A 13,004-nucleotide genomic window follows, 5' to 3' on the forward strand; every position below is an offset into this window, starting at 1 on the left:
CTTACCTATTCGATAAGCTGCATACGCACTAAATTGTGACCATCTCTTTTCGCCTGATACAACGCATCTTCTGCATGGGCGGTAACTTCATTCATGCTACGAGTGGTAGCAGTGAACGATACACCCAGAGAGGCGGTTAATTGAAGTTGCGGCGACTCACTTAGCGGCGTTAATGTGGCAATGCCATGACGCAAGTTTTGTGCAGTATCGAAGGCTTCATGCGGGCCTGTTTGAGGCAGTAACACAATAAACTCTTCACTGCTCCAACGACCTAGCACATCTTGCTCACGTAAGTGGTCAGAAAGATACGCCACAACCTTATCTAACACATCATCGCCCGCATTTCGGCCATGGGCATCAATAATGTGCCCAAAGTCGTCTACGCTGATTAAAATCACGCTAATAGAGCGCTGCTCTTTTAACAGCGATTGATAGATAAGCTCTAGGTTGGTGCGGTCGGGCAAACGATTAGCATGGCGCACAATTAAGTCGGGCTGCATGTCTCGTCTGAAATAATAAAGTAAGTTATAAATAAGCAAAAAGAGTGAGAAAACAACCACTAACAATGTTACTACACTGAAAATGAAGGCTTGCGATATTTCGGTCTGCCTATCTTCTAAAGGACTTAGTAAAAATACCGTCCATCCGAACTGGTTTAATTTAACTTCGGCAATCAAAAAGTCTTTTTGATCGATAGTCACTAACTTGTTATTAAGGGCTTGCTCGTCTTGCACCGTAATCGGAAGGCTGGCATACCAAGGTAGCTCTGAAAGGTTGGTGAAATCAGAGTACGAGGCTACAAGAGAAGGATCGGAAGACAGCATGATGTCTCCCTTTTCATCGACAAAAAGAAAGTCGTAGCCGTACTGCTCTTTGTAAGAATCGAAGACATTAATGAAGCTGCGCAAGCTTTTACCTATGCCAAAGAAGCCCAGAAACCGGCCATCGTCATCAAAGACCTTAAGGTCGATATAAAAATGGGTGTCTTCCCATTTACCAATATCTGCCACTGCATCCTGAGGTCCATCACGGTACTTAAAATACCAACTGACTTCGCCTTCAATTAAATCGATGGTGGTACCATCGGAATTATATTGTCGTTTGGCGCTTTCGCTGGCAATAAAGAAGGATAAACCAAACTCTCTTTCAAGACGGTTTAGGGTGTTAAATATCGCGGCCTCGTCAACCTCATCACCTTCCATTAGGGTGACTAATTCAGTGGAATGCCCTAATGCTTCAGACGTATGAAGTGGCTTTAATAACTGCTCGACAATAAGAGACACCGCTGGCGATAGTGATTGTTGCTGCGCTCTGCTTTGTTCCGCTACAATCTTAGAAATACTAAAATGTACTAGGGTAACAATCGCTAAAACCACGACCGCAAACAGCACCAATATACTTCGGTGAAGTGTTCGAAAAGTATTCACTGACTACGCAAGCTCCTTTGCTGCTACTATCCAATTCAGTTGAAAGGTAAAGTATACCCGTTGATTTAATGAACTGCTAGGTTGTTCAACGTAGATCTAGACTTAAGAATAACCCTTAAAAAATCAATCGCTGACATATAATCACGGCTTAGATACACTAAGCGCAAAATTCGTCTTCTAGATTTACGTAAAGGAATAGCATGGCATTTTCAGTGGTAGTTTTAGCCGCGGGTAAAGGCACACGCATGAAGTCTTCGTTACCAAAAGTACTTCACAAAGTGGGCGGAGTGCCCATGGTGCAACGTATTATCAACACCGTTCAAGCCTTAGAGGCTGATAGTATCCATTTAGTTTATGGTCATGGAGGCGACAAGCTAAAGGCTACACTAACGGGCGAAAACTTAAACTGGTGTTTGCAAGAAGAGCAGTTAGGCACTGGTCATGCGGTGCAGCAAGCCGCGCCTCACATTAACGATGATGAAGATGTGCTTGTGCTAGTTGGCGATGCCCCTCTTATACGTCAAGAAACCTTGGCTCAACTAAAAGCCGTAAAAGCCGAGTGTGATCTAGCCCTGCTAACCGTTGAATTAGACGACCCAACAGGTATGGGTCGAATTATTCGTCAAGACGACAACATTACCGCCATTGTTGAGCACAAAGATGCCACCGATGCGCAAAAGCAAATTTGTGAAATCAATACGGGCATGATGATGATGGCCGGAAGCGATTTAAAACGTTGGTTGGGCGCGTTAAGCAATAGCAACGCACAAGGTGAATATTACCTTACTGATGTCATTGAAATGGCAGCTAATGAAGGCAAGCGTATTCAATCAGCACAACCCCAAGAAGTGGTTGAGGTTGAAGGCGTAAATAACCGCATTCAATTAGCACATCTAGAACGCGCATTACAACTTCGCCAAGCGAACGAATTAATGACCAATGGCGTGGCATTGGCCGACCCTCTGCGTTTTGATTTAAGAGGCACGCTAACCACAGGGCAGGACGTGACCATTGATATTAATGCGGTGGTAGAGGGTAACGTTATTTTAGGTAATAACGTGACGATCGGGCCAAACTGCGTTTTGAAAAATTGTGAAATTGCAGACAACGCAGTCATTGAGGCAAATTCTATTATCGAAGAAGCCATCGTAGGTGAAAGCTGCACGGTAGGGCCATTTGGCCGCTTGCGCCCTGGCGCTGTTATGCATGCAAAATCTAAAGTGGGTAACTTCGTGGAAATGAAGAAAACCGTGCTAGGTGAAGGTGCGAAGGTTAATCACCTTACTTACCTAGGTGATGCGGAAGTGGGCGCTAATGCCAATATTGGTGCTGGCACTATTACTTGTAACTATGACGGCGTGAATAAATCTAAAACCGTTATAGGTCAGAATGCCTTCGTGGGCTCTAATTCTTCGTTAGTGGCTCCCGTAACGATTGGTGACAATGCCACGGTAGGTGCTGGCTCAGTCATTACCACCGAAGTAGAGAGTGCGGCATTAGCAGTAGCACGAGGCAAGCAGCGTAATATCGCGAACTGGCCCCGCCCGACTAAAAAATAGCGAGTATGCAATAGCTTTAGGGCTTTTTACCACTTAATGGAAGGACAACTAAGGTTGTCCTTTTTTGTGCCCACTTGTTTCTACCCTCGTTCGCCTCTTTATAAAAGTTGTGCAAAAAACTTGCGAAATAAAGTCGAATAGCTTACATTTCTTTCACTTTGTAAATCATAACTTTCGTTTTGAAAGTTATGATTTAGGGATGCTGTAGAAAAAGCACTGTGCTTTTCGTCATATCGGGGTTGAGTTTGAAAACGAGTCGTTCTGTAGATCAGCGCCGCGCTGGCATTATTAAATGGGTAAATACTCACGGCTACGCGCAAGTTGAATTCCTCGCGGCCCAGTTCAGCACATCTGAAGTGACCATCCGAAAAGATTTAGCCGCCTTGGCAGACCAAAAAAAGCTTATTCGCCAATTTGGCGGTGCCGCGCCATTGCCTGCTTCTCAAGGCGAAACCAATGTAGTGAATTTACCTTCATCGATAAAACAGAATATAGGTAAGCTTGCTGCTAGTCGCATTCAACAAGGCTCAAAAATAGTATTAGATTGCGGCAGTACTATCGCAGCGCTTTTACCTTGCCTTCGTGACATACCCAATCTGGTAGTGATGACCAATGCCTTAGATGCAGCGAGTCAGCTGACCAAAAGCAATAACGAACCCACTATATTAATGACAGGTGGTACCTGGGACTCGGCATCTCGTTCATTCCAAGGTGCAATGGCCGAACAATTAGTCTCGGCATATAGTTTTGATATGGCGTTTATTGGCGCGGCGGGTATTGATGTAAGTCGCGGAACGACTACCTTTAATGAATTAACAGGGCTTACTCGCGCCATGGCACGTGCTGCCCATGAGGTTGTTGTAATGGCAACGTCAAATAAGCTTTCGAACAAAATGCCCAATTTAGAATTGGGCTGGGAAAATATTTCTACGCTGGTGACTGATAATGGCATTAGCGACAAAGATATAAATCTAATTGAACAACAAGGCGTAACGGTGCTGGTCGCTGCGCAAAACGGAGAGTAATTATGTGTGGAATTGTCGGTGCTGTTGGCGAGCGTAACGTTGTTGAAATTCTATTAGAAGGCTTAAAGCGACTTGAATATCGTGGTTACGACTCTTCAGGCGTGGCCTTGTTGCAGCAAGACGGCACACTAAATCGCATAAGAAGTACCGGCAAGGTACAAGAGCTCGTCGATATTATTGCTAACGATGAAGCGTTAGGGACTACCGGTATTGCACATACTCGCTGGGCTACCCATGGCGGTGTTACTGTAGCCAATGCCCACCCTCATTTCTCTAGCGACCGCGTTGCAGTAGTGCACAACGGTATTATTGAAAACTACCAAACGCTACGCGAACAGCTTTCAGCAAAAGGCTATGTGTTTAGCAGCGACACTGATACCGAAACTATTGCACATACCGTTCACGAAGCGCTAGATGTTGGCAAAGACCTATTGGCAGCAGTACAGAGTTCAGTAAAAACCTTCCATGGCGCGTACGGCACTGTAGTTATCGATAAAGAAGATGCAGGCCGTATGGTCGTAGCGCGCTCTGGTAGCCCGCTAGTAATTGGTTTAGGGCTAGGCGAAAACTTTGTTGCGTCTGATCAAATGGCACTGTTACCCGTTACACGCCGTTTTATCTTTTTAGAAGAGGGCGATGTTGCCGATATTACTCGCCGCACCATTGCTATTTATGACAAAGACGGTAATGCCGTTGAACGTGAAATTATAGAGTCGAACGTTGAACACGACGCCGGCGACAAAGGCGCCTATCGCCACTATATGCTCAAAGAAATTCACGAGCAGCCAGTAGTGGTGCGTAACACACTAAAAGACAGACTAACCGAAAATGGATTAGCGGCAGATGTGTTTGGAAACGGTGCCGATGATATTTTTAGTAAAATTAAACATGTGCAAATTGTAGCCTGTGGTACCAGCTATCATTCCGGTATGACCGCCCGCTACTGGTTAGAACAATACGCCAATGTGTCGTGTAATATCGAAATTGCCTCTGAGTTTCGTTACCGCAAATCGGTAGTACACCCAAATAGCCTGCTTATTACTATTTCACAGTCGGGCGAAACAGCCGATACTTTAGCGGCACTACGTTTAGCCAAAGAAATTGGGTATAGCGCAAGTTTAGCTATTTGTAACGTACCAGGCTCATCGCTAGTGCGCGAATCAGATTTAGCCTTTATGACCCGTGCAGGCGCCGAAATTGGTGTGGCATCAACCAAAGCCTTCACTACCCAGTTAACTGCATTCTTAATGCTAACCCTAGCGTTAGGTGAGAAAAACGGTATGGCTGAAAGTGACAAGCAAGATATTATTAGTGCACTTCAAAGCTTGCCAGCTAAATTAGAAGAAACCCTTACCATTACCCAAGGTATTGAAGATTTAGCCGAAGAATTTGCCGATAAACAACACAGCTTATTCTTAGGCCGTGGCGATCAATACCCTATTGCCATGGAAGGCGCGCTTAAGCTAAAAGAGATTTCGTATATTCACGCAGAAGCCTATGCTTCAGGTGAATTAAAGCATGGGCCATTGGCACTTATCGATGATGAAATGCCGGTTATTGTGGTTGCGCCTAATAACGAATTGCTAGAAAAGCTTAAATCGAATGTGGAAGAAGTACGCGCTCGTGGTGGCATCATGTATGTGTTCGCTGATAAAGACGCCGCGTTCAAAGGTGATGACACCATGCGTGTAATCAACGTGCCACACTGTGAAGCGCCTATTGCCCCTATCATCTATACCTTGCCGCTACAATTATTGTCGTACTACGTAGCCTTAATTAAAGGTACTGATGTTGACCAACCTCGTAACTTGGCGAAGTCGGTTACTGTGGAGTAGTTCTCTATAAGCGGCTGAGGAGTCTCTTTTGTTGTACCATATTTTAGGTACCGTGAGCGCAGTCGCTTTTTTGCTGACGTGGTACGGGTTAGCAAAGCAAATCGCTAATATAGAGGCGCTTCGCAAAAGTCATCAGAGAGCTACCCAAAGCTTGTCGGTAAACCAGTTTGCCTCAAGCTTTTTTGCGTTTTATGCCAATTTTATTTTCGGTATTGCGATAGAGCCGCTTAGTCATTATCTCGTGTGGACTCGCTTTGGTGCGCTTCTTCTGATATTGGCAATCCTTTATCAGGTTTGGCGAGACAGGCGGTCAATCTCAACTGGTTTTATAGTCAGTTTGTGTGCCGTTGCTTTGGTGATAGGGCTCTGTTCTATAGGCTTTCGTCCTTACCCCAATCTGGCCAAACTCGGGGCTAACAGCTTAATGTTGGTAGTAACAGTGCTACTTGTGCAGGGCACACTACACCAAATAATGGTGTTAAGACGCAGTCGGGTTATCGGCGCGCTGTCGCCAACCTTATTTCGCAGTATTCTAATTAAAGATGTCACTACACTCGCGTTCGCATTTACGATGCCTATTGCCATCGCTTGGCCCCTTATTCTTCTTAATGGGGCCAGCGTACTCACTCGCGGTAGCTTGCTCATTCAAATGAAAAGAATAAAAAATGTTCGAAGCACCGTTTAACGTGTGCAGCTGTCCACTTCCACTAAACTTCTAAACTAACAAGAACGCTGCCAGCTTAAAGTAGGAAGCTAAAACGGTCAGAATAAGAGCAAGTTCTGGTATATAGCACTAAACTAGACAATGACGATTACGCACCGTTAGGATGAGTTGTATAAGTTCGTGTTACCTCTAGATCTAGATATCTCTAACTATCAATAATGGATTTTTCTTGAAGGAGCCCAAATGAAAAAAGCTATCATGCTATTCACTTTGTTGTTTAGTGCTGTAGTTACAACGGCTGAGGCCCAATCAGTTCCTAGGACCGATATTTTTGTCGCGGATCTGTCAGTTCAAAATGGGCAGCTCAAGTTAGGGGAGCTCAAAAATATCACCAGCCGTAAGGGATATGATAATCAACCTTATTTTGTGGATGATAATCAAAGCTTGCTATATACCTCTGAAATAGGCGAGCAAACCGATATTTTAAGGTACAACCTTAAAACCCAAGAAATTGAAAATTTAAGTAACAGCCCTGAAAACGAATATTCTCCCACTCCGATGGAAAATGGTACGGAGTATTCTGTGATATACGCTGTTGATGGTAAACAAGAATTGTGGGCGTATCAGTTGAACGGCGAACAAAGGCGGCCTTTATACTCTGGTGAAGCATTGATTGGCTATCACGCTTGGGTTGACGATAAACAGGTGCTGGTAACTGTTCTAAAAGGTAAGGGTATGAATTTACAAACCTTCGAGTCGGAAAAAGAGCAATTAACCGAGGTTTACCCACTTACTGGCCCGAGCTTGTATAGAATACCGGGAAGTCAAAATATGAGCTTCAATACGCTTATAGATGATAAGCACTGGTTGATGCAATTGGATACCCAGACTGGAAAGGTGCAAAAGCTAGTGGAACTGCCTAGAGAAGCACTTTATTACACCTGGACAAGCGATGGCAAAGTCATTGTCGCGAGTGAATTGCAACTCTGGTTCTGGAATAGCCAAGCAAAAAAATCTACGCTTAGCGCTTTTGCGAAAATTGGGGCTTCCTGCCCTAGCGGAGCCAGCCGTTTAGCAGTAAATACGCAGCAAACAAAGTTGGCTTTGGTCTGTGATGGTGAGAGCTTTTGAGCCGTTAGAAATAATTGGGTCGCAGTTATTTAAACCTAAAATCGCTCTAACCTTTTTAACCCCAATCTTTATTAACCGGGTTTTCTAGCCAAGAAAATGGTGTGCTTACTTCCTTTACCCTTGCGTGCTCTGGCAATACGAGTGCTCACTACGTAGCCGGCATTTTTTAAGCGTACTGAAAACAAGTAATCGGGCCCAGCAGACCATATGGCTAGCATGCCATTGGGTTTTAGCACTTCATAAATATCTTCTAAACCATCGATTGAATAAATCCAATTATTGTCAGAATGGGTTAACCCTTCAGGGCCATTGTCTACATCAAGTAATATGGCGTCGTAGGTGGGTGTTTTAGTATTTAAAAGGTGTTTTACATCACCTACTTTAACATTCGTTCTAGGGTCTTGAAGTGGGTTTTTAGCGCAGTTACCCAGTGGGCCTTTGTTCCATTCAACCACCTCAGGAATTAATTCGGCTACGGTGACTTGCGAACTAGGTGTCACTGCTTTTAGCGCCGCTGCAAGGGTGTATCCCATCCCTAAACCGCCTACCAAAACGTGTGCGTTAGGTGTGGATTTAAGGTGTTCGCAGCCCATTTGTGACAGTTCTTTTTCTGAGTTGTATACACGGCTATTCATCAACTCGCCACGAATACCGGATAGACGAATACTGAACTCTTCATCTCGCTGAGAAAACGTTAATTCACCACCGTTATTTGGAATTTGAGCTGTACCTAATTTAACCCATGGAACCATGTGAAGGCTTTTCCTTTTGACCGCAATTTTTTGCTTGAACTGAATCTAGGCGCGCAGAATAGCACATTTGCCGAGCATTGATGGAGTTAGCGCCTTTAAAGGCGCAAAGTGAAAATTGAGTAAATAGGGTCAGTGTCAATTAGCCTTGAAAGTACACTGACCCAATATTTTTTCTATCGCCTTTTATCGGCGATACATCGCGGGTTCACCCTTTTTAGGGGTGCTGTTATTGATAAACTCACGTAAGTCTTGATTAGACTGTTTTAAATCGTCTCGTCGCAAGTACATCATATGCCCGCTTCTATAGCCTTTAAAGCTTAAACGGTCTTGCATAATGCCGCTTTGATCAAGCTGCCACATAGTATATTTGGCATCAAAATAGTTGGTGGCGCCGTCGTAGTAACCTGCTTGAATCATCACATTCAAGTATGGGTTTTGTGCCATGGCAAGACGTAGGTTTTCGCCAGATTTATTGCCACTTCTGTCCCACGGGTGAACATCGCCAAACATATTGTATTTGGTGTCAGTTTTGTAATTTAACTCTTCTCGCAAGTAGTAATTAATGGCGGGAGTAAACGAATGTAGCCACGACGTTAGTTCGGCCCAGTAATCGGGTCTATCACCCGCTTGCTTAGCATCTATACCCAAATAGCGGCTATCTAAGCGGCCGAGTGTTTTACCTTCATCACGAAGTAACGATTTCCAAAAATAAGCGGTAGTTACATCAAGGTTGTTTTGTGAAATCGCGTCTTGTGATAAGCCTGAATAACGTGCCATTTTTGCAAGCACATCGCGTTTTTCCTCAGCACCAATAAAGCCACCTTTCGCCAGCGCTGGAATAAGTGTGTTGATGGTGAAATCTTCTACTTCAGGAAGCAGTTCGGTTAAGTCTTTATTTTGGAGTTCAGGGTCTAACTTTTTGTGATACCAGGCGGTTGCAGCGAAATAAGGTAGGCGATTCGCGGCTTTTACTGGTCCATTGCGTTCAATACCGATATCGGTAGGTGATACTAATATTACGCCATTTAAATACATCCATTGGCGGTTTTGTAATTCAAGGGCTAAACCCGAAACCCGCGTCGTACCATAGCTTTCACCAATGAGGTATTTAGGCGAACGCCAGCGGTTATGGCGAGTGACAAAGGTATTTACCCAATCTGCAAGGTAGCTGATATCAGCGTTGACGCCAAAAAACATGCTCTTTTGTGCATCCTTTGACGGCATTTCACCTTCTTCATTCTTAAGTACGCGGCTGTAGCCAGTATTAACGGGGTTAACAAATACGATGTCTGCTACATCTAATATTGAATATGGGTTCGTCTGCACGCCATAAGGCTGTACGGGGTAGCCTTCATCATCAATATTTAAAATTCGAGGGCCAGTATACGCCACGTGCATCCATACTGATGCTGAACCCGGGCCGCCGTTAAAAGAGATGACAAGCGGACGAGACCCATCGTCTTTTATATCGGTGCGCTGATAGTAGGTGTAAAACAAGGTAGCGACCGCGTCATCCTTGCTATTCCACACCGGTTGCGTGCCTGTTGTAGCGCTGTATTTCACGCGCTTACCTAATATTTTAGTTTCATGCTCGGTTACTACACTACTATCGATGTCGATAGTGCGTTTATGTGTTTCTTCTGCTGCATTAGCGGTAATAGCGAACAATGCCACTAAAACAAACCACATAGCTTTGCTTTTGATTATTGAATTTATTGAGTTCATCGCGTTTTCTTGTCGTTGTTATTCATTTAATAAATGCCACATACCTCACTATACCTTGCCGCAGAGGTATAGTGATATTTGCACGATAAAATAGCCAATATTTCCGACTTATGCCTGTGTGCCTTCCAGCTGAATAGAAAGTGATGGCATAAGCGAGTGTAGCTAGGAAATGAGCGAAATCCCAAATGCTCGTGCTACGAAAAAAAGCAATTAAATACATCAGTAAAATAAGAATGGCAGTGCTTACACTGCCATTCTAAGCGTCAAATTTTAACGACTTCCTTTAGAAATACCCCCTCACACCAAGTGCAAAGCTGCGGCCAGGTCGTGGAGCTATATCTTTTAAGAATGAAGTATGTACTCTGGCTTCGGTATCGGTCAGGTTTGTGCCTTTCAAATACACTGAAATATCTTGATTAAGTACATCTAAGTCGTATGACACGCTGGCATCTACTAGGGTATAGCCATCGGTTGCGGTTTCACCTTCACCAATACGGTCTTGCTCTTCGTAACGTGTAATATCTAGGTGAGCACTTAATCGTTCAGTTTGGTAACTAAACTGCGTACCAACTCGAAGCGGTGGAGTGCGAGGTAAGTCGCCTCCATCTTGCAAACGTGCTCTCACGTAGTCGGCAAATACTGTGGTTTTGAATTCATCTGTAGTTTGCCAAGCAACTTGTGCTTCAAAACCATGTAATATCACATCATCAGTTTTGAAAATATAGACTGGCAGTTCATCAGTGTGCTCGTCGTGATCATCACCCTCTTCTTCGCCATGGTCGTGTCCGCTTTCAGCAAAAAGGCCGGTATTGGTTTGGTAGTAATAGTTGTCGATTTGGTTATAAAACGCATTTAATACAAACCCTAAGTTACCTTCGGTTTTACGTAAGGTAAGGTCGATATTATTCGCAGTTTCAAGTTCAATACTGCCTTCACCAAGCTCGATATGCGCTTCGCCTTCCTCTTCATGAAGGGCAAATAAAGCCCCAACTTCATAAGTACTGGTGCCAATATGGGGGCCAAATGAAAGTAGCTCAGAGGCTGATGGCGCGCGCTCTGAACGAGATACTGAGATTCCCACGTTGTAACCTGGTGCGAAGTCCCATACCAAACCCGCCGAGATGCTTAATGCAGTAAATGATTCATCGATAGGGAATACCAAGGTGTCTTCATGCTCGTCTTCATGCTCGTCGTCGTGGCCCTCATCTTCATGATCATCATCGTGTTCTTCATCATGATCATGGGTATCTAAAGAAGGTAATAAAACGTTATCCGCTTCCAACGATACATGTTCTATACGGGCACCGAGTTGAATGAGTACATCATCAAAGCGCTTTTCTTCCATGATAGCCATCGCAATGGTTTCAGTCACCGAAGGGGGAGTAAAGGCTTCTTCTCCTTGGGCTGATGCATCGCTGTTTTTATAATGAAAGCTCAACGCGCCATTCCAGTCATTTATAGGAGCGTGTAAAACATCGAGTTTTAACTCATGGGTTTCATTTTCAAACAAGGTGCCTGCTTCACCTTCTTCAATTTCAGCGTGTTCGTAGTCGGTAAATCCGCCACGTAGCTGAATTTGTTTTACCCAACTGCCTGCAATATTGTATTCACCTTGAAGTTGAACACGGGTTTGCTCAAGGTCGGCAAAAACAGATTCATCCTCATGATGCGTTTCATCAAGTTCTTCCTCGTGGTCGTCATCATGCTCTTCTTCGCCATGGGTATGGCCAGGAATGCCGTATTCACGATTAAATTGCTCAACTGAAAGCCCTACATAGCCTTTATCGAACAAATAACTGGTGCCAACGGTAAAGCCACTCGACGCTTCGTTACTGTTCTCTACAACTCTTGACTGCTCTTCATCATGCTCTTCTTCGCCATGATCGTCGTGCTCTACTTCAGGTGAAACAGGAACATCATAGTCGTTAGATTCGCGCCAATAGCCATCAGCATAAAAGGCGAAAGACTCATTCCCTGTGGTTACATTGAAAGAGCCAAGCTGTTGATCATCAACCGAGTTGGTTTCAAGTAACCATTCGCCTCGCGTTGTACTATCAGTTGGTATGCGACCATCTACTACATTCACAACACCGCCAACCGCGCCGCTACCGTAGAACAAGGTTGCAGGGCCACGAAGTACTTCGATTTGCTGAGCCGTTGAAGCCTCTGATGCCACCGAATGATCAGGGCCTACTCGTGAAACATCACTCACGTCTAAGCCATTTTGCGCAATAAGTACTCTAGGGCCACTTAATCCACGAATAACCGGTGTACTGGCTACTTTTGCGTGGAAGCTAGTGTGTACACCGGCCACTTTTTCTAAACTATCGCCTAGGGTGGATGTTTGTTGGCGACGAAGGGTATCGCCCGCTAACACACTCACCGGTGATGCAGACTCCATCACTGACAAATGAATGGGCGTAGCAAGTACGTCCACCACTTCAATTGGAGAACGATTTAACGTAAGTGAAAGTTGCAGCGGCTCGCCTTCAGCCAGCGTAATATCTTGATGAAGATGCGCAAAGTTCGGTGCTGAAATATGCAACTCGGCTTTGCCGTTGCTAACGTCACGAAGCGAGAACTGACCTTCGCTGTTAGTTACCGTACGTTGGTTTGTTCCTTCTACTTCTACCTTTGCACCTACTACGGCACTTCCATTTTTATTCAGCACAGTGCCCTCTATATTCTGTGCTAAAGCGCTGGTCGACAATAATGCGCTTACTAATGCTGCTACCTTGGTAACCCTAACCATTCTTAACCCCGATACTAAGTTATAATTTTAATCTTATTTATTGTTATGTTATAATGTATCAAAATGCAATCAAAGAAAATGAAGAATTAGTTCAAGATCGAGAAGCGTCCAAATTTAAAGTACAACCACTTACT

9 protein-coding genes are annotated in these 13,004 nt (G+C 44.4%); 5 read left to right on the top strand and 4 right to left on the bottom strand.

Annotation, left to right across the window (positions count from 1 at the left end):
- Positions 1-5 precede the first annotated feature (5 nt).
- Entirely contained in the window at positions 6-1,427 is a 1,422-nt protein-coding gene (locus AAC006_RS05175) for a diguanylate cyclase (protein WP_126873998.1), read from the bottom strand.
- A 200-nt stretch (positions 1,428-1,627) separates the two neighbouring features.
- On the opposite strand from AAC006_RS05175, the gene glmU reads away from it, so the two are divergent.
- The 5 genes from glmU to AAC006_RS05200 all read left to right on the top strand — a co-directional run bounded on the left by glmU (position 1,628) and on the right by AAC006_RS05200 (position 7,641).
- Positions 1,628-2,986, top strand: coding sequence for a bifunctional UDP-N-acetylglucosamine diphosphorylase/glucosamine-1-phosphate N-acetyltransferase GlmU (gene glmU / locus AAC006_RS05180; protein WP_126873999.1), 1,359 nt, complete (start codon positions 1,628-1,630; stop codon positions 2,984-2,986).
- A 245-nt stretch (positions 2,987-3,231) separates the two neighbouring features.
- Complete coding sequence (locus tag AAC006_RS05185; protein ID WP_126874000.1) at positions 3,232-4,011, top strand: DeoR family transcriptional regulator; 780 nt, start codon at positions 3,232-3,234, stop codon at positions 4,009-4,011.
- A gap of 2 nt (positions 4,012-4,013) precedes the next feature.
- Positions 4,014-5,846, top strand: coding sequence for a glutamine--fructose-6-phosphate transaminase (isomerizing) (gene glmS / locus AAC006_RS05190; RefSeq protein ID WP_126874001.1), 1,833 nt, complete (start codon positions 4,014-4,016; stop codon positions 5,844-5,846).
- A gap of 28 nt (positions 5,847-5,874) precedes the next feature.
- The gene (locus AAC006_RS05195; protein WP_126874002.1) at positions 5,875-6,531 is read left to right on the top strand and encodes a hypothetical protein; all 657 of its coding nucleotides are present in this window, start codon (positions 5,875-5,877) and stop codon (positions 6,529-6,531) included.
- A gap of 222 nt (positions 6,532-6,753) precedes the next feature.
- Complete coding sequence (locus AAC006_RS05200) at positions 6,754-7,641, top strand: hypothetical protein (RefSeq protein ID WP_126874003.1); 888 nt, start codon at positions 6,754-6,756, stop codon at positions 7,639-7,641.
- 71 nt (positions 7,642-7,712) lie between these two features.
- Here AAC006_RS05200 and AAC006_RS05205 read toward each other — a convergent pair whose 3' ends face one another.
- From AAC006_RS05205 to AAC006_RS05215, 3 genes are all read right to left on the bottom strand, one after another.
- A complete protein-coding gene (locus AAC006_RS05205) occupies positions 7,713-8,393 on the bottom strand; it encodes a hypothetical protein (protein WP_126874004.1) in 681 nt (226 codons plus the stop codon).
- A gap of 183 nt (positions 8,394-8,576) precedes the next feature.
- Entirely contained in the window at positions 8,577-10,082 is a 1,506-nt protein-coding gene (locus tag AAC006_RS05210) for a carboxypeptidase (protein ID WP_244360145.1), read from the bottom strand.
- Positions 10,083-10,401: 319 nt separating this feature from the next.
- Positions 10,402-12,870, bottom strand: coding sequence for a TonB-dependent receptor (locus AAC006_RS05215; RefSeq protein WP_208804571.1), 2,469 nt, complete (start codon positions 12,868-12,870; stop codon positions 10,402-10,404).
- Positions 12,871-13,004: the final 134 nt, after the last annotated feature.

Origin of the sequence: uncultured Alteromonas sp. (assembly GCF_963976965.1) — a bacterium.
In the GTDB taxonomy this organism is placed as follows: Bacteria; Pseudomonadota; Gammaproteobacteria; order Enterobacterales; family Alteromonadaceae; genus Alteromonas; species Alteromonas naphthalenivorans.